Source organism: Microbacterium sp. Root1433D1 (assembly GCF_001426835.1).
GTDB classification, from domain to species: domain Bacteria; phylum Actinomycetota; class Actinomycetes; order Actinomycetales; family Microbacteriaceae; genus Microbacterium; species Microbacterium maritypicum.
The window spans coordinates 257130-275788 of record NZ_LMFN01000003.1; the positions used below are offsets into that span (position 1 = coordinate 257130).

An 18659-nucleotide genomic window follows, 5' to 3' on the forward strand; every position below is an offset into this window, starting at 1 on the left:
GATGGCCGACACCATGAACCGGGCGGATGCCGCGACCACCCTCCTGCGGACGCTCGTCGGCGCCGTGGCGCGGGCCGGGCGCGGCATCCGCTGGTACATCACGACACTGATGGGCGACAGCGCCTATGCGACGTATGTCGCCCATCAGCGTCGCCAGCACCCGGACGAGGAGCCGCTGACCGAACGGCAGTTCTGGCGGCAGCGGATGGACGACCAGGATCGCAACCCCGGTGCCCGCTGCTGCTGAGCGCGGTGTCGTCGGTGCCTAGGCTGGGACCATGACCGACGTCGTTCTCGCCGCCGTGCTGGGCGTGCTCGGCGGCATCGTCCTCTCGGTGCTCCTCCTGCTCGCACGCCGACTCGCCCGCGGGGCCGCCGACCTGGGAAGCGATGCCGAACAGGCCGCGCTCACGGCGCTGCACCAGGCGAGCCTGGCGGCACCGCACCTGCGTGCAGGGCTCTCCGCCCCCGACGTCGTGAAGGCCGCACGGCACCTGCGCGTGCTGCTCGGAAGCGCAGCGGTCGCGATCGTGAGCGCCGAGGGCACCGTGTCGTTCGACGGCCCCTCCGACGGACTGGAGTCCGCGGCACGCCGCATCGCCGCGCAGGTGGGCGCTTCCGGTCGACGGCAGGTCTTCCCGGCGCGCGGAAGGGACGGTGAGCTCGAGGCCGTCGGGGCTCCGATCCTCGTCGACGGCCGCGTGGTGGGTGTCGTGGTCGCCTTCGCAGCATCCGTGCGGGCAGCGCTGGTGCGGGCGGCCGAAGAGGTCGCCGACTGGTGCGCGGCGCAGGTCGAACTCGGCGGACTCGATGCGTCGAGGACGCAGCTGGCCGAGGCTGAGCTGCGGTCGTTGCGGGCGCAGATCTCCCCACACTTCATCTACAACGCCCTCACGGCGATCGCGTCGTTCGTGCTCACCGACCCCACGCGTGCGCGCGAGCTGGTGCTCGAGTTCGCCGACTTCACCCGCTACTCGTTCCGTCGGCAGGGCGAGTTCACCACGATCGCCGAAGAGCTGGGCAGCATCCACTCCTATCTCGAGCTCGAGCGGGCCCGCTTCGGTGACCGGCTGAGGGTCACCCTGCAGATCGCGCCGGAGACGCTCGCGACGGTCATTCCGTTCCTGTCGGTGCAGCCGCTCGTCGAGAACGCGGTCCGTCATGGTCTCGAACCCGGCGTCGGGGGAGGGGAGATCCGCATCGCCTCGCGCGACGACGGCACCCACACCGAGATCACGGTCGAGGACGACGGGGTCGGCATGGACCCCGAGGGGCTGAGAGCGACCCTCACAGCGGGCGACGACGGCGTCCACGTGGGCCTGCGCAACGTCGACACCCGGCTGCGTCAGCTCTACGGCGCGGACGGAGGCCTGGTGGTGGAGACGAACACCGGCGCCGGTACCCTGGTGCGCATGCGGGTCCCGAAATCGCAGCCGCAGCACGACCCGGACAACGACTGACGTTCATGATGACCATCGCACCTCCGATCGATGTGCTCGTCGCGGACGACGAGAGACCCGCCCTGGACGAGCTGGTCCATCTGCTGCGCACCGACCCCCGCGTCGGTGAGATCCTCACGGCATCGTCGGGGGCTGAGGCACTGCGGGTGCTGTCCGAGCGGGCGGTGCGGATCGCGTTCCTCGACATCCACATGCCGGGGTTGAACGGGATGGAGCTCGCGCGCGCTCTGATGACCCTCGCCGAACCGCCGTCCGTCGTGTTCGTGACCGCCGACGAGGCCAGGGCGGTGGAGGCGTTCGAGCTGCGGGCTGCCGACTATCTGCTCAAGCCCGTGCGCCTCGAGCGGTTGCGTCAGGCGGTCGCCCGGGTCGTCGAGCTCGGCGACACCGCGGGCCTCGGCGACGACGAGGTGCTGCCGGTCACGGTCGGATCCGTCGTGCGGTTCGTGCGCCGCAGCGAGGTGCGCTGGGTGCAGGCGCAGGGAGACTACTCCCGGCTGCACACCGGCGACGGCACAGGGCATCTGGTGCGCATCCCGATCTCGGAACTGGAGGCTCGGTGGGCGGCGGCCGGATTCCTGCGCATCCATCGCTCCTCGCTCGTGCGCACGGCCGCCGTGACCGAGGCGCGTCTGTCCGGGGCGGAGCCCGCCGTGTCGATCGGCGCGGTCTCGCTGCCGGTCAGTCGGCGTCTGGTGCCGGCGGTGCGCGATGCCCTGCTGCGTGGAGAGGGCGCCGGATGACCGAGAAGCCGAAGCGCGTGCGCGTCACGGCCGACCTGCCCGATCGGCGACCAGCGACCTTCACCCGCGGCATCGCCCTGCCCGGCTCCCCAGTGGACGAGGCGGATGCCGTGTACGCCCGGGCCCTGATGCGCAGCCAGCTCCGACTCGCGCTCGGCACGGTCGCCGGGTTCGTGGTCGTCGTGATCGCGCTCACCCTGACGATCGCCCTCATCCCCGAGATCGGACAGGTCCTGGTCTGGGGTCTGCCCTTGTCGTGGTTGCTGCAGGCGTACGCGTTCTATCCGATCATCGTCGTCTTCGCGGTGCTCTACGTGCGCACCGCCGCGCGCAACGAGCGTCGGTACCGGGCGCTCCGGGACCGCGAATGAACGTGGTGCTCGATCTCATCGGCGTCGCGCTCGTCATCGTCGCGACGCTGCTCATCGGGGTCTACGGACTGCGCATCTCCCGCACCACGGGCGACTTCTTCGTGGCGTCGCGCACCGTGCGACCCGTGTGGAACGCGTCGGCGATCAGTGGCGAGTACCTCTCGGCCGGTACCTTCCTCGGGCTGTCAGGCCTTGTATTGCTCGACGGCGCCCGCGGGTTCTGGTTCCCGATCGGATACGCGGCCGGCTACCTCCTGGTCCTCGCGTTCGTGGCGGCGCCGCTCCGACGCAGCGGCGCCTACACGATCCCCGACTTCATCGAGGCGCGCCTGGAGTCGACGTCGGCCCGACGTGTCACGAGCATCGCGGTGCTCGTGATCGGCTGGCTGTACATCGTGCCGCAGCTGCACGGCGCCGGCCTCACCCTGCTCGTCGTGGCCGGCCTGCCGGAATGGGTGGGAGCCGTCACCGTCGCGGTGCTCGTGGCTGCAGCGGTGGCCGCGGGCGGCATGCGCGCGATCACGTATGTGCAGGCGTTCCAGTACTGGCTCAAGCTCACCGCTCTCCTCGTGCCGGTCGTGTTCATCGCCTTCGCGCTCAGCGGCGGTCCGCACGACTTCGACCCCGCGCTGGTCTTCCCGGTCGAGGCCGGCCCCTCGGGGTTCGACGCCTACGAGACGGCCTCGCTGCTGCTTGCGCTGCTGCTGGGAACCATGGGCCTTCCCCATGTCCTGGTGCGCTTCTACACGAGTCCGACCGGGGTCTCGGCGCGACGCACGACGGTGATCGTGATCGGCATGGTCAGTGCGTTCTATGCGGTCTCGAGCACGATGGGCCTGCTGGCGCGCATCGCCGCTCCCGACCTCGCAGTGCCGGGCATCGCCGACACCGTGGTGCTGCTGCTGCCGTCCCGCGTCTTCCCCGGGGCGTTCGGCGAGCTGCTCACGGCACTGATCGTTGCCGGGGCGTTCGCGGCCTTCCTGGCGACATCTGCCGGCCTCGTGGTGTCGCTCGCCGGAGTGATCAGCCAGGACGTGTTCTCAGGATCGGTGCGCTCGTTCCGGCTCTCGGCGGTGCTCTGTGCGCTGGTGCCGCTCGCCGTGGCGCTGCTCACGGCCCCGGCCGGTCTCGGATCTAGTGTCGGAGTGGTGTTCGTCGTGGCGGCGTCGACGTTGTCGCCGGTCGTGCTGTTGGGAGTCTGGTGGCGAGGACTCACCGCGCGTGGGGCGGTCGCCGGGATGCTGTCCGGCGGTCTCGCCGCCGGCCTCGCGCTGCTCGTGCATGCCCTGATCGACGGCGTCGGGGCGGCGGCGCCGTACCTCGCCCAGCCCGCCGCCTGGACCATTCCCCTCGCGACGACGGTGACCGTCGTGGTCTCGATCCTCGACCCGCGGGGCCCGTCGCCGCGCACGGAACGCTTCCTCGCGCGGGTGCATACGCCAGAGCGCGGCTGAGTCAGACCGGCTCCGCGCGCAGCGTCCAGGCCGGCCACCAGCCATCGGGGAGACGGCCGAGAACGTCGGCGGCCTCGTCGAGACGCTTCGCGGGGATCGCCGGGTCGGGCTGGCCGCCACTGGATCGTCCGCTGCCGTCGGGGGTGTGGATCCGGGTGTGCAGCCAGCGCCGCTGTCCGACGGGGAAGACCTCCCTCAACCCTCCGGCCGCGATCGCGAGAAGGGTCTGCTCCAGGTTGTCGGCCACGCTCTCGGCGGTCTCGTCGCAGGCGTCGCAGGTGCATACGGGCGCACGGTCCCGGAACAAGGCCCCGGCTTCGATGTCGACGGACTCGGCCGACACCGTGAGGGTGATCGTCGCGCCCGTCGTGGGGCGCAGGCACATCACGCGGGCCCCCGATTCGGAGACTCGTCGGTCGACGTCGACGACGTACCAGGTCGCCAGGTGCTCGACCAGCGCGTCGACGACGGACAGCACGGGGGCGAAGCGCTCAGGATGGGAGACCCGCGAGTAGGCGTCGTCCGGCGGAGAGCCACCGGCCCAGCGGGACCCGTAGTCGATGACCCGGCCGTCGTCGTCGAAGAACTCCGGGATCGCGAGGGGCGGACGTGCGAACGCCATAGGGGCGACCACGAGGTCGACGTCGACCTCGTGGTGCGCGAGGGCACTCGACTCCAGGTCGTCGCGGTCGGCCTGGGGCCAGGAGGCGAGCATCTCTCGAAACGCCTCACGCTGCTCCGGGTGCTCCACGATCGCCCGCAGCACGCCCGCGACCGGAATCGACATGGCCGAGGTACCGACCTCAGGCTCGCTCGTCATCCGCCACCTCGCCGCGGGATGCGCCACGGCTATCGCGTTCCCCAGGAACCGCGAGGCTGCCTCCGTCATCTCGGGAGCATCGAGGAGCTCGGCGTGCGCAGCGATGAAGTCCCACAGTGCGAAGAGGTCGGTCGCGAGGGCGGCGGGGTCTGCACCGGAATCGCGTGCGAAGGCCGCGAAGGGCTTGAAGCCCTCCACGAACCGCGCGGGCGCGACCGACTCGACGCTCGGCCAGATCAACGTGGCGGATGCTGTGGCGCCCGGCATCGGCGCCAGAGTGCCGGGGAAGAGGTCCGACGTCGTCATCAGGATCAGATCCGGCGTCCGCGGGGCATCAACTGCACGTCGGGCAGCGGCGGAGCGGGGATACGAATGTCGTGACCGCCGACGATGCCGAACCGTGCCGGCTCAGCAGCGGCCGACGACTCCGTCTCCCACGCGTCGCGCGCTGCGACGATCTCCTCGTGCGTGCGGCCGGCGAAGTTCCACCACATCACGATCTCGTCCTCGAACGGCTCGCCGCCGAGCAGGAACAGCAGCGCACCCTCGTCGCTCGACACCTCCACCTCGTCGCGCGAGTCGCCGAGATAGAGCAGGCCGTTGCGATCGAGCGGATGCTCTGCCACCACGGCATCGCCCTCGACCAGCATCAGCGCGTGCTCCCAGCCCGAACGCAGCGGCAGGTGCACCCGCGAGCCGGGGGAGAGCACGATCTCGGCGCCCACGATCGGGGTGTGCACGGTGGCGGGGGAACACACCCCGGCGAACTCGCCGAGCACGACGGTGGCCTCGGCATCCGCGCCCTCGTCGGCCGGGATCGCGAGCGCGGGCAGTGCGGTGTGCCGTTCGAACCCGGGGGCACCGTGGCGCGCGGAATCCGGGAGCACCACCCAGAACTGCAGCGCATCGAGGGGGACGGGCCCGTCGCCGATCGAGTACTCCGAGTGCGAGATCCCGTTCCCCGCGGTCATCAGGTTCAGCTGCCCACGGCGCAGGTCGGCGTCGCTGCCGAGCGAGTCGCGGTGGCGGATCTCTCCGACCAGCGGTCAGGTCACCGTCTGCAGTCCGATGTGCGGATGCGGTTCGACCCGCATCTTGGTGTCGGCGGGACCGAACCGGTCGAGGAAGCACCAGGCGCCGATCGTCGGCAGGTTGCGGTGCGGCAGTGCGCGCAGCACGTTCATGCCGCGTACCCCGCCGAGCGGCACTTCGCGGGGTTCGAGGATAAGGCGGCGCTGCCCGATCATTCCGCTCGGCCCGTCGGGTCCTCACCTGCGGATCCGGCGGGGGCGGACGGGGGCTTCGGCCAGCGGATCTCCGCGCCCGGCACCTCGTGGGTTTCGAGGTACTTCGCGATGTACGGGCACAGCGGCACGATCGCATCACCACGCTCCGCCGCATCCGCCAGAGCGGCCGATGCGAGCTTTCCCGCCAGTCCCTGCCCCTGGAATGCCGGGTCGATCTCGGTGTGGGTGAAGCGGATGGATCCGGGGCGCAGATCGAACGCCGCGAAGCCCGCGAGCACGTCGTCGGAGCGGAGCTCGTAGCGCGATTCTTCGTCGTTGCGGGTCACGGTGATGTCGGTCATCGGGTGCTCCTTCGAACGGGATGCCTCCAACCTACGCCCGCCGGAAGCGCCCTGGTCGCTCCCGGGCGACGAGTCGGTGCGCCGTCTCCCCGGGGCACGCGACGCCCCTCGCCTGTGGAGGACGCGCCGCCCGCGTCGGCGGGGGTGGTTACGCTGGAGGGATGCCGCAGACTCCCCGTGACCCGTACGCGGATCTGCCGTACGCCGACGAGCCCTACGACGACGGGTGGGAGTCGTCCGTCCCGCCGGAGCCGATGGATTGGGAGCCGCAGGGCGCGGGCTTCGAGCCCCCGCTCGACTGGGGGCAGGGGCCGGTCACCCCGGTGGCTCCGCGGTCCGCCACGGCCGCGCCGTCGGCTGTGCGCGCCGCCGCCCCGAGTCGCTACCCGACCGCGCGCGAGGCGCTGCACACAGTCTTCGGGTACGACGAGTTCCGCGGCGATCAGGCCGACATCGTCGAGCAGGTCATCGCGGGCGGCGACGCCGTCGTGCTGATGCCGACCGGTGGCGGAAAGAGCATCACGTACCAGGTGCCGGCTCTCGTGCGCGAGGGCACCGGGCTCGTGATCAGCCCGTTGATCGCGCTCATGCACGACCAGGTCGATGCGCTGCGAGCCAACGGCGTCAACGCCGCCTATCTCAACTCCACGCAGGCCATCGATGAGCGTCGCGAGGTCGAGAGGGCGTACATCGCCGGCGAGCTCGACCTCATCTACGTCGCACCGGAGCGTCTTTCCAGCGCGCAGACCACTGCTCTTCTTCAGCGCGGAACGCTCAGCGTGATCGCGATCGACGAGGCGCACTGCGTGTCGCAGTGGGGTCACGACTTCCGCCCCGACTACCTCGCCCTGGGCGACCTGGGCGAGCGGTTCCCCGGGGTGCCGCGCATGGCCCTCACGGCCACGGCGACCGCGGCGACGCACAAGGAGATCACCGAGCGACTGCAGCTCGGCGCCGCGAAGCACTTCGTCGCGAGCTTCGACCGCCCGAACATCCAGTATCGGATCGTGCCCAAGGTCGACCCGCGCAAGCAGCTGGTCGCGTTCATCAGATCCCAGACGCCGGCGAGCGACGACGGTGCGCAGCCCGCGGGCATCGTGTACGCGCTCAGCCGCAAGTCGGTCGAGCAGACGGCGACCTACCTCGCCGCCCAGGGGCTCGATGCGCTGCCGTACCACGCGGGTCTGCCCGCCGAGGTGCGGGCGGCGAACCAGGCGCGCTTCCTTCGCGAAGACGGCGTGGTCATGGTCGCCACGATCGCTTTCGGCATGGGCATCGACAAGCCCGACGTGCGCTTCGTCGCGCACATCGACCTGCCGAAGTCGGTCGAGGGTTACTACCAGGAGACCGGTCGCGCTGGTCGCGACGGCGAGCCCTCTGTGGCCTGGATGGCATACGGCCTCGGCGACGTCGTGCAGCAGCGCAGGCTCATCGACCAGAGCCCCGGCGACCGCACGTTCAAGATGCGGATGGGTCAGCACCTCGACGCCATGCTCGCCCTGTGCGAGACCGTGGAGTGTCGACGCCAGAACCTTCTCGGCTATTTCGGTCAGGAGTCGCAGCCGTGCGGCAACTGCGACACGTGCCTGGAAGACACCGAGACGTTCGACGGCCTCGTCCCCGCGCAGAAGCTGCTCTCGACGATCGTGCGGCTCAAGCGCGAGCGCAATCAGGCGTTCGGCGCCGGGCATCTGATCGACATCCTCCGCGGGGCCTCGACCGAGCGCATCCGGCAGCAGGGCCACGACAAGCTCGCGACCTACGGCATCGGCAACGACCTCTCCGACCAGGACTGGCGAAGTGTCGTGCGGCAGCTCCTCGCTCGCGGCATCGTGGTCGCGCAGGGAGACTACGGCACTCTCGCGCCCGGAGAGCAGGCGGCCGGTGTGCTCCGAGGGGAGACCGCCGTGCCGTTGCGCAAGGACACGATCGGGCGCCCCACCTCCTCCGGCCGCGCTCGCAAGGCCAGCGCCGCCGACGCCTTGGACGCGGGGGATCGCGGACTCTTCGAAGCACTGCGCGCTTGGCGGGCCGAGACGGCGCGCGAGCAGGGCGTGCCCGCGTACATCGTCTTCGGCGATGCCACCCTCCGTGCGCTCGCCGAGCATCGTCCGGCCTCCCTCGCCGACCTCGACGGCATCACCGGCATCGGGGCGAAGAAGCGCGAGGCCTACGGCGAGGGCGTGCTGGCGGTCATCGCCGCCGCCTGATCCGACGCGGAGTCAGCGCTTGATCCGAGGCCGCAGCACTCAGCGCGGAGGCAGCACGTCGTCGAGGTGGGCGCGCAGGTGCGTGGCGATGTCGAGCCGCTCCCTGTCGTACAGCCACTGGTACTGCAGTCCGTCCCACATCGCGATGAGCCACGTGGCTTCGTGCACCGGGTCGCGATCCGTCGGCAGGTCGCCGTCGACCTGGGCGAGGCGGAAGAGCTCGGTGAAGTACTCCAGCGCGTTCGCGAACCGCGTCGCGAAGTAGTCGTGCGCGGGGTGGGCGGCGGGAACCGCCTCGCAGGACAGCACCGCATACACCTCGATCAGGCCCGGCTCATCCTGTGAGCTCCGCGCGGCGCCATCGGGGATGCTGCGGAGCACTTCTCCGGCGGACGCTGCGCCGGAGAACCCCTGGTTCTCGTTGATGGCGCTGTCCCGTTCGGTGAGGACGGCGCTGAGCAGCAGCTCCTTCGACGGGTAGTGGTGCAGCAGCGTCGACTTCGACACCCCGACCGCGGTGGCGATGTCCTGCAGGCTGGTGTCGCCGTAGCCGTCGCGTGCGAACAGGCGCGTCGCATCGGCGAGGATCTGCGTGCGGCGGCGACGGCCGACCGCATAACCGGGTTCGGTGTCCGGCGTCGCCGTCGTGCGCAGCTCGGGCAGGGGGCCGGCCGCGTGCGCGTCGGATGAGGGGTCGTCGTCGGGATCGCGCCATGCGACCGGCAGCGCCCAGAGGTTCTCGCGTTCCTCGAGCATCTCCACCACGTCGACTCGATCCGGAAGGTACTGCGAGAGCAGTTGCAGGCCGTCCCACCCGGCCGTATGCCTAACGGTCTCGCCGTCGACGTCGCGATCAGCCGCGATGACTCCGTGGTACTTCGCGTCTTCCAGGACGTCGACGCTCAGCGAGCGCAGCCGGCAGTAGCGCTCACGCATCCGCGCGTGCGCGGGGTGACCGGCGGCCGAGGCCTCGCCGGTGAGCGCCGCGAACAGCTCGAGGTAGCCCGGAGTGCGTGCGTTTCGCTCGGCGATGCTGGAGAAGACCAGCTCGCCGGGTTCGGCAGCCGCCGCGATCGCGCTGAACACGCTCTCGTTGTCGGCTTCCAGTGCGGCGACGACCTCGCCGAGAAGGTCGTCCTTCGAGGCGAAATGGCCCAGCAGGCCCGGGTGGCTGACGGCGGCGGCGGCGGCGATGTCGCGGAGGGATGTCGACCGATAGCCGTGTGCGACGAACAGGTCGTGCGCAGCAGACAGGATGCGCTGGCGCGTGGCGGCAGCGCGGGCATGTCGCGAGCCGGTCGCTGTGGTCGTCATCGCATCCTCCTTGTGCATCCTATCCTCGCTCATTACCAAGCGGTCTGGTTTCAGTTACCAATCGGTCGAGATTGCTGTATGGTCAACCCAGAACCGCGTCGCCGATGACGTGCGGTGAATCGAAAGGACTGTCATGACAGAGTTGTCATCCGCCGCTTCCGCGGCCGCGGTCGGCACCACCGGGTTCAAGGCCCCGGGGACCACGCCGCTGAAGACCCCGCGCGGGTACACGCCGGGCCTCGCCGCCGTGAACTTCGGCGTCTACCTGGCCCTGCTCACCCCGGTCATGGTGTCGATGGCGTTCAAGGTCCAGCACATCGACCCCGTGAACACCGAGGGCAGCCTCGGGCTCGTGATGGGCGTCGGCGCGATCTTCGCCCTCATCGCGAACCCGCTCGTCGGTCGGCTCTCCGACCGCACCACGTCGCGCTGGGGCATGCGTCGTCCGTGGATCCTCGGTGGTGCGATCATCGGCCTCGGCGGCTTCGTCCTCATCGGGTCGGCGACCTCGGTGTGGATGGTCCTGCTCGCGTGGTGCCTCGTGCAGACCGCGATGAACGCCGTGCTGGCCGCCGCCAACGCGACACTGCCCGATCAGGTGCCGGTCACCAGCCGCGGCAAGGTCTCCGGCATCATCGGCATCACGACTCCGATCGGCATCCTCGCCGGCAGCTTCTTGGTGAACTTCCTCCCCGGCGACTTCGAGCGCTTCGTCGTTCCCGGCGTGATCGCGCTGATCCTCGTGATCGTGTTCGTCCTGACCCTCAAGGACCGGCGTCTCACCGAGAAGCCCGCAGAGAAGTTCACCGTCGCGATGTTCTTCGGCTCGTTCGTGTTCAATCCGCGCAAGCACCCCGACTTCGGCTGGACGTGGCTCACCAAGTTCTTCGTGATGTTCGGATACGCCGGCATCGCCACGTTCCTGCCGCTCTACCTCGTCACCAAGTTCGGGCTCGACGAGCAGGGCGCTGTCGGCATCATCCTCGCCGCCAACCTGGCCTCGATGGCGGCGATGGCGATCTCGTCCCCGCTCGGTGGATTCCTCTCCGACAAGATCGGCAAGCGTCGCCCGTTCGTCGCCATCGCCGGGGTCATCATGGTCATCGGCCTGGTCATCCTCGCGATCGCTCCCGATGTCACGACCGTCATCATCGCGCAGTCGATCATCGGTCTCGGCGCCGGCTCCTTCCTCTCCGTCGACCTCGCCCTCGCGACCGAGGTGCTGCCCAACCCCGACGACGTGGCGAAAGACCTCGGTGTGCTGAACATCGCCAACGCCCTTCCGCAGTCGATCGCCCCGGCCATCGCCCCCGGCATCATCGCGCTGGGAGCGGCCACTCCGCTCGGCGGCTACACCACCTGGTACCTGTTCGGCGCGCTCGTCGCGCTCGCCGGCGCCGTTCTCGTCTACCGCATCAAGGGAGTCAAGTGACCATCTCCGACACCACAGCCACATCCACGGTCCGCCCCTGGCTGGACGCCGATCTGCCCGTCGACGAACGCGTGCAGCTGCTCCTCGACGCCATGACGATCGAGGAGAAGGCGGGACTGTTCTTCCACACGATGATCGCGATCGGCGATCTCGAAGAGCCGAACCCCGTCTTCGCGACTCCGTCGGCCCGCGAGTTCCTCGAGACCAAGCGGATGACCCACTTCAACCTGCTCGGCGCCGCGCCCACCGGGCGGGAGATCGCGGCGTGGCAGAACGCGCTGCAGCGTCTGGCGGCATCCACCCGCCTCGGCATTCCCGTGACGCTGTCGACCGATCCGCGCCATTCCTTCAGTGAGAACCCTGGGGCCTCGATCCTCGCCGGCCCCTTCTCGCAGTGGCCCGAGACCCTCGGCCTCGCGGCGACCCGCGATGAGGCACTGGTCGAGCGCTTCGCCGATATCGCCCGTCAGGAGTACACGGCGGTCGGGCTGCGCGTGGCCCTGCACCCCCAGGTCGACCTCGCGACGGAGCCGCGGTGGGCCCGGCAGACGGCGACCTTCGGTGAGGATGCAGAGCTGTCCGGCAGGCTCGGCGCGGCCTACATCCGCGGCTTCCAGGGCACATCGTTCGGCCCTGGCTCGGTGTCGACCATGACCAAGCACTTCCCCGGAGGGGGACCGCAGAAGGACGGCGAGGACCCGCACTTCCCCTACGGTCGGGAGCAGGTCTACCCTGGCGGCGAGTTCGAGCTTCACCTGAAGCCGTTCGAAGACGCGCTCGCCGCGGGCACCCGGCAGATGATGCCCTACTACGGGATGCCCGTCGGCACGGAGTACGAGGAGGTGGGATTCGGGTTCAACAAGTCCGTGATCACGGGTCTGCTGCGTGAGCGCTACGGCTTCGACGGTGTCGTGTGCACCGACTGGGGCCTGATCAGCGACTCCGAGATCTTCGGCCAGCCCTTCCCTGCACGTGCCTGGGGTGTGGAGCACCTCACGCCGCGCGAGCGCATGAAGAAGGTGCTGGACGCCGGTGCCGATCAGTTCGGCGGTGAGGCGAATCCGGAACTCCTGCTCGAGCTCGTCGCCGAGGGCGAGGTGACCGAGGCCCGTCTCGACGTCTCGGCGCGACGCATCCTGCGCGAGAAGTTCGAGCTCGGTCTGTTCGAGAACCCGTACGTCGACGAGGACGCGGCCGACGACATCGTCGGGCGCGCGGAGTTCCGTGCCGCCGGGGAGGACGCCCAGCGCGCCTCGATCACGGTGCTCTCGAACAACGGTGCTCTGCCCTTCGCGCTCGGCCGAAAGCTCTACGTCGAGGGCATCGACGCCGAGGTCGCAGCATCCTTCGGGGAGGTCGTGGAGACGCCGGGCGAGGCCGATCTGGCGATCATCCGCCTGCACGCCCCGTTCGAGGAGCGCGAGACGATGTTCGAGAACTTCTTCCACGCCGGCTCCCTCGCGTTCTCGGAGCAGGTGGTCGCGCATGTGCGCGAGGTCGCGGACGCCGTGCCGACCGTTGTCGACGTGCTCGCCGATCGTCCGCCGATCCTGACGCCGATCGTGGAAGCTGCCGCCGCGGTGACCGTGAACTGGGGTGCTTCGGGTGCGGCGCTGCTCGATGTGCTCAGCGGCGCGTTCCCCGCGCAGGGCGCGCTGCCGTTCGACCTGCCGCGGTCGATGGCCGCGGTCGAGGCTTCGCGTCCCGACGTGCCGTTCGACACCGCTGATCCGCTGTTCCGCTTCGGCCACGGGCTTTCGCTCTGACCGTTTCCGATCTGGAACCGCCCCGCAGACCCCCGGTCCGCGGGGCGGTTTCTTCGTCTCCGAGGTCGTGACGGCGGTGCCCTGTCTCGCCGCACGCATCCTCGGGGGCGCAATGTCTCGCAGGATGCCGGAATCAGGACGATTTCTGGACGAATGCTGGACATCCCCTTTGCGATCCCGTAAGAATGGGCGCAACATCGCTCGGCCGACTGAAGTCGACCCGTGGGGGGGCCATGTGACGCGGAAGATCGCATCACACGGGAGTAGCGGATGGAAATGCAGGAGAGGGTTCTGCGGCGACGCAGAGCAGTTGGAGGAGGCATCGCCGGCGTCACCGTCGGCGCGGTGATCCTCGCGAGTGCGCTGGTGCCGACTGCGGCGAATGCGCTGGACACGGCGAATCCGAACGATCCGGCAGTCGCGCAGGGGCAGATCATCCAGCTGCCCGCCGCTCTGCTCGGGGGCCTGGACATCGCGGCTCTCGGTCACACGCTCACCAGCAACCCCGCAGCCCCGGGCTCTGAGCTCGGCGGGCTGGATGTGGGTCTGCTCGAGGCGCTCAACATCGACGTCGGCACCCTGAACGTGCCGCTGCTGACCGACGGCACCGGGCCGGGTCTGCTGCGGCTCGGTGATCTGGGTGCGGCGCAGAGCTTCAGCTCGTCGCCGACGCAGACGCAGTCGATCGCGTCGTCGGGCACGATCACCACGGGCGGGGCGATCGACACGGGCGCCATCGACGGCGGTGTGAATCCCGGCACGCTCGAGCTCACCGACCTCTTCGACCAGCTCGCCGTCGCCGGCCTCACCGACGCGGTCCTCGATCAGGCCTCGGTCGGCATCGGTGCCCTCGCGTCGCGCGCCGAATCGAACGCTGCGGCGGCCACATCCCAGTACCGCATCGCGGATCTGAACCTCGACCTGCACAGCAACCTGGTCGCCGGGCTGTCGGGAACGCTGGCCTCGGCGATCCAGGGCACCGTCACTCCGGTGAGCGATCTCGCAGGCCCCGGTGGAGCGCTGACCGCTCTCGTCACGACCCTCGTCAGCACGATCAACGCGATCCCCGATGTGCCGCTGCTCGCAGCCTTCACCGCGACCGGAGGAACGGTCGGGATCGCCGGACTCGACACGGTAGGACAGACCGTGACCACCCAAGTGCTGGAGACCCCGATCGAGAACACGACGGGATCGGTGCTCGTCGACCTGAGCACCGGGACGGTCTCCGTCGATCTCGCCAAGATCCTCGTCGAGACCGGCGCAGGAGCGAACCTCAACACCCTGCCGGCGAACACCCCGGTGCTCTCGGCCACGACCATCTCCGCGATCCAGCAGGGGGTCACCTCCGCGCTGACGGGTACGCACCCGAACAGCCTCAACGGCAAGGTCTCCACGATCCTGAAGTCCACGCTCGACGCGCTCCAGGTGACGCTGACGGTCGGCGTCGATCTCACTGTTCCGCTCACCGGAACGGCACTGGTGTCGGGGGATGTGACGGTCAAGGGCTCGCTGGCGCAGTTCGCCGGCACCGCGACCCCCGTGCCCACGGTCACGACGGACATCACGCTCGCCGGCCTCAACATCGGCGTCCTCCTCGACCCGGTGGTCTCGGCCGTCACGAATGCGGTCGCCACCACGACGGGTCCGCTCGTGAACACCGCCCTGAACAGCGTGATCCCGCTCGCGCAGCCGGCGCTCGCCGCGTTGACGGGCCCTGTGCTGACGACGCTCGATCCTGTGCTCCAGGGCGTGCTCTCCGATCTCGTCGACATCACGATCAACGAACAGCCCGCCACGGGGGACATCCCCGGAGACAGCTTCACGGTGCGCGCCCTCGCGGTGGACCTGCTCCCTGCGGTCGGCGGCGGAGTCTCCCTCGACCTCGGGTCTTCGACGGTGAAGTCTGCGGCTGCGGCCGTCGCGGCGATCGATGCGGCTGCCACGGTGCAGGCGGGAACAAGCCTTCCCGTCACCGGATCCGGCTGGCCTGCGAACACCCAGGTCTCGGTGCAGGTGACGACTCCCGGTGGAGGGATCGTCAACGACCCGTTGCCGGTGACGACAGACATCAACGGAGCCTTCACCTTCGGCTACGGGATCCCCGCTGCGACACCTCCCGGCGCGGGCTACATCGTCACCGCGACCGACGGCACGAGCACTGCAACGGACACCACCGAGGTCACCGCCGCAGCAGCGGTCGATGCCGCACCGGCTGTGCAGGCGGGCACGAACCTCGGCATCTCCGGAACCAACTGGCCCGCGAACACCCAGGTGTCGGTGCAGCTGCAGGCGCCGGGAGGCGGCGCGAACATCGGCGGTCCCGAGCTGGTGACCACCGACGCCGCGGGGACCTTCACCCTCGACTACCCCGTCCCAGCGGGAACCCCGGCCGCCACCGGCTATGAGGTGACGGCCACGGCGGGTACGCAGACCGCCACCGATACCACCGAGGTGACCGACGCTCCGGTCGCGGCGATCGATGCGGCGGCGACGGTGCAGGCGGGAACGACGCTCCCTGTCACGGGATCGAACTGGCCGGCGAACACCGAGGTGTCGGTGCAGCTGACGGCTCCCGGCGGCGGCGCGGACATCGGCGGCCCCGAGACGGCGACCACCGATGCAGCCGGCGAGTTCGCACTCGACTACCCCGTGCCGGCGTCTGCGACACCGGGTGCCGCCTACACCGTGACCGCGACGGCCGGAGCCGTCACGGCGATCGACACGACCGAGGTCACCGCCGCGGTCGCGATCGACGCGGCGGCGACGGTGCAGGCCGGAACGACGCTCCCTGTCACGGGATCGAACTGGCAGGCGAACACCGAGGTGTCGGTGCAGCTGACCGCTCCCGGCGGTGGAGCGGACATCGGCGGCCCTGAGACGGTCACCACCGATGGCACCGGTGCGTTCACGCTCGACTACCCGGTGCCCGGATCGGCCACACCCGGCACCGGCTACACGGTGACGGCGACCGCGGGCGCCCAGACCGCCACGGACACGACCGAGGTGACCGCCGCGGTGGCGATCGACGCAGCGGCGGCCGTGCAGGCCGGAACGACGCTCCCGGTCACGGGCACGAACTGGCCGGCGAACACCGAGGTGTCGGTGCAGCTGACCGCTCCCGGCGGTGGAGCGGACATCGGCGGCCCTGAGACGGTCACGACCGATGGGTCCGGTGCGTTCACGCTCGACTATCCGGTGCCCGCATCGGCCACACCCGGCACCGGCTACACGGTGGCGGCGACCGTCGGCGCCCAGACCGCCACGGACACGACCGAGGTGACGGCCGCGGCGACCGTGGATGCGGCGGCGACGGTGCAGGCGGGCAGCGACCTGGCCGTATCCGGCACCAACTGGCCGGCCGACACCGATGTGATCGTGCAGCTCTCGGCACCGGGAGGTGGGGCCATCGGTACACCGCAGACGGTGACGACGGGCGGGCTCGGCGCGTTCACGCTCGACTACCCGGTGCCGGCCGGTACTCCCGCGGGAACCGGGTACACGGTCACGGCCTCGGCCGGCGCTCAGACCGCGACCGACACGACAGAGGTCACTGCGGCTCCGGTCGTCGTCGATGCGGCGGCGACGGTTGCTGCGGGCACCAACCTCACCGTCACCGGTACCGGGTGGCCGGTGAGCACCTCGGTCTCGTTGCAGCTGACCGCTCCCGGCGGTGGCGCGGACGTCGGTGGTCCGGTGACGGTGACCACCGACGCGTCCGGGGCCTTCGCGGCGAACTATCCGGTGCCCATCGACACCACCCCTGGCACGGGCTACACGCTCACGGCGACCGCGGGTGCGGTCACCGGCTCGGACACCACCGAGGTGACCGCGGGCGATCCCGGCGATGTCAACACCAACGCGGCGGCCTCGGCCTCGGCGTCGGCCGATGCGACCGCCGACGGCGATCCCTCGGCCCAGGCAGCTGCGGAAGCCGCTGCTCTCGCTGATGCGACCTCCACCGCATCGGCGGCGGCGACGGCCGATGCCACCTCCGCCGCGGAATCCGCGGCGACGACCACGGCGTCCACGACGGCATCGACCGACGCGACGTCGACGGCCAACGCCGCAGCGGCTGTCGCTGCCCAGGCCGCGGCCCAGGCAGACGCCTCGAGCGACGTGAACGCCGCGGCTTCGACAGCAGCCGATTCGAACTCCGCGGCTTCGTCCGAATCCGCAGCGACGGCGACATCCTCGGCGGACGCGTCGTCGGAGGCCGCGGCCAACGCGAACGCGGCGGCCTCGGCATCCGCTTCGGCCAATGCCGACGCCTCCACCGCTGCGGTCGCCGAAGCCTCCGCGCAGGCGGCGGCCTTCTCCGACGCGACGGCGGAGGGATCGGCTGCAGCGGATCCGGCAGCCGAGGCGGCATCGGAGGCCGCGGCGACGGCGACCTCGTCCACGGCGGCGACAGCGGATGCCACCTCCGAAGCGAACGCCGGTGCGGCGATCGCCGCGCAGGCGGCAGCACTGGCCGACGCCACGACGGACACGGCGGCCGAAGCGTCCGCCACGGACGATGCCAGCACGAGTGCAGCGGCGAACGCGAGCGCAGCGGCGATTGCGAGCGCCTCGACCGATGCCTCCTCGGATGCGGTCGGCTCGGCGGACGCCTCGGCGGAGATCAACACGAACGCCTCGGCATCGGCCTCGGCGTCTGCCCAGGCGGATGATGACAGCAACGCCTCGGTCGAGGCAGCCGCTGTGGCTGCGGCACTCGCCGACGCGACCAGCCAGGCATCCGCCGCGGCGGACGTGTCGGCCAGCGCCGCGGCCCAGGCCGCAGCGACCACCGATGCCTCCACGGATGCCTCCACCACGGCCACCACGGCGGCGAACGCCTCGGCAGCGGCCGCGGCTCAGGCGGCGGCGCAGAACGATGCGACCTCGACGAGCGCGGCCGACGCCTCGGCCTCGGCCGATGCGGATCCGAACGCCTCGGCGGCAGCGGCGGCGAACGCGTCGTCTTCGGCCACGGCCTCGGCGGCGGCTGCGGCGGATTCCTCTGCCGAAGCCACGGCTGCGGCCTCCGCGACCGCTTCCGCCACTGCCACTGCGAGCGCCTCGGCGGATGCGGCGGCCGATCCCACCGGGAACATCGCCATCACGATCAAGTCCCCTGTGCTGGAGCGCGGCAAGCAGCAGACCGCAGTCGGCACGGGCTTCACGCCCGGAGAGACGGTCACCGGTGTGATGACCTCCGACCCGCTCGCGCTGGGCAGCCAGGTCGCGAACGCCCAGGGCACGGTCACCTTCACCTGGACGGTCCCCGCGGCCACCGATCTGGGGACCCACACCGTGACACTGACCGGGGCGACCTCCGGCAGTGTGTCGGCGACGTTCCAGCTGGTGGCATCGGGCCTGGCCACGACCGGCGGGCAGCTCCAGAGCGGGTGGATCGCGCTGGCCGCGCTGCTCCTCACACTCGGGCTGGGGACGATGAGACTCGCGAGATCCCGCCGGCCCCTGGTCCAGACGGAGTAGATCGCGATGCAGGAACGCTG

General features: G+C 70.4%; 12 protein-coding genes and 1 pseudogene. 9 read left to right on the forward strand and 4 right to left on the reverse strand.

Annotated features, from left to right (window positions below):
* Position 1 precedes the first annotated feature (1 nt).
* The 5 genes from ASD13_RS12270 to ASD13_RS12290 are packed head-to-tail and all read left to right on the forward strand — an operon-like array spanning position 2 to position 4028.
* Positions 2 to 247 (forward strand): YbdD/YjiX family protein, encoded by a 246-nt coding sequence (locus ASD13_RS12270; RefSeq protein WP_055869518.1) that lies wholly within the window; start codon positions 2 to 4, stop codon positions 245 to 247.
* A 31-nt stretch (positions 248 to 278) separates the two neighbouring features.
* Complete coding sequence (locus ASD13_RS12275; protein WP_055869521.1) at positions 279 to 1460, forward strand: sensor histidine kinase; 1182 nt, start codon at positions 279 to 281, stop codon at positions 1458 to 1460.
* 8 nt (positions 1461 to 1468) lie between these two features.
* Positions 1469 to 2203, forward strand: a complete 735-nt coding sequence (locus tag ASD13_RS12280) for a LytR/AlgR family response regulator transcription factor (RefSeq protein WP_055871125.1) — start codon at positions 1469 to 1471, stop codon at positions 2201 to 2203.
* Positions 2200 to 2574, forward strand: coding sequence for a hypothetical protein (locus ASD13_RS12285; RefSeq protein WP_055869524.1), 375 nt, complete (start codon positions 2200 to 2202; stop codon positions 2572 to 2574). Before ASD13_RS12280 ends, ASD13_RS12285 begins: the two co-directional genes overlap by 4 nt.
* On the forward strand, positions 2571 to 4028 hold the full coding sequence (locus tag ASD13_RS12290; RefSeq protein WP_055869527.1) for a sodium/solute symporter: 1458 nt from the start codon (positions 2571 to 2573) through the stop codon (positions 4026 to 4028). Before ASD13_RS12285 ends, ASD13_RS12290 begins: the two co-directional genes overlap by 4 nt.
* 1 nt (position 4029) lies before the next feature.
* Here the strand turns inward: ASD13_RS12290 and ASD13_RS12295 are convergent, their stop codons facing one another.
* From ASD13_RS12295 to ASD13_RS12305, 3 genes and pseudogenes are all read right to left on the reverse strand, one after another.
* On the reverse strand, positions 4030 to 5154 hold the full coding sequence (locus ASD13_RS12295; protein WP_055869530.1) for a DUF6226 family protein: 1125 nt from the start codon (positions 5152 to 5154) through the stop codon (positions 4030 to 4032).
* 5 nt (positions 5155 to 5159) lie between these two features.
* A pseudogene (locus ASD13_RS12300) lies at positions 5160 to 6095 on the reverse strand (pirin family protein).
* The gene (locus tag ASD13_RS12305; protein WP_055869533.1) at positions 6092 to 6436 is read right to left on the reverse strand and encodes a GNAT family N-acetyltransferase; all 345 of its coding nucleotides are present in this window, start codon (positions 6434 to 6436) and stop codon (positions 6092 to 6094) included. The pseudogene ASD13_RS12300 and the gene ASD13_RS12305 overlap by 4 nt, the downstream one beginning before the upstream one ends.
* A gap of 161 nt (positions 6437 to 6597) precedes the next feature.
* Between ASD13_RS12305 and recQ the strand changes: the two genes are divergently transcribed.
* Positions 6598 to 8646 (forward strand): DNA helicase RecQ, encoded by a 2049-nt coding sequence (gene recQ, locus ASD13_RS12310; RefSeq protein ID WP_055869536.1) that lies wholly within the window; start codon positions 6598 to 6600, stop codon positions 8644 to 8646.
* Between the two features lie 39 nt (positions 8647 to 8685).
* Here the strand turns inward: recQ and ASD13_RS12315 are convergent, their stop codons facing one another.
* Complete coding sequence (locus tag ASD13_RS12315) at positions 8686 to 9960, reverse strand: TetR/AcrR family transcriptional regulator (RefSeq protein WP_235562577.1); 1275 nt, start codon at positions 9958 to 9960, stop codon at positions 8686 to 8688.
* A gap of 133 nt (positions 9961 to 10093) precedes the next feature.
* Between ASD13_RS12315 and ASD13_RS12320 the strand changes: the two genes are divergently transcribed.
* From ASD13_RS12320 to ASD13_RS12330, 3 genes are all read left to right on the forward strand, one after another.
* The gene (locus tag ASD13_RS12320; RefSeq protein ID WP_055869542.1) at positions 10094 to 11392 is read left to right on the forward strand and encodes an MFS transporter; all 1299 of its coding nucleotides are present in this window, start codon (positions 10094 to 10096) and stop codon (positions 11390 to 11392) included.
* On the forward strand, positions 11389 to 13158 hold the full coding sequence (locus ASD13_RS12325) for a glycoside hydrolase family 3 protein (protein WP_055869545.1): 1770 nt from the start codon (positions 11389 to 11391) through the stop codon (positions 13156 to 13158). Before ASD13_RS12320 ends, ASD13_RS12325 begins: the two co-directional genes overlap by 4 nt.
* Positions 13159 to 13434: 276 nt before the next feature.
* Positions 13435 to 18639: a choice-of-anchor G family protein gene (locus tag ASD13_RS12330; protein WP_162246295.1), complete on the forward strand. Its 5205-nt coding sequence runs from the start codon at positions 13435 to 13437 to the stop codon at positions 18637 to 18639.
* Positions 18640 to 18659: the final 20 nt, after the last annotated feature.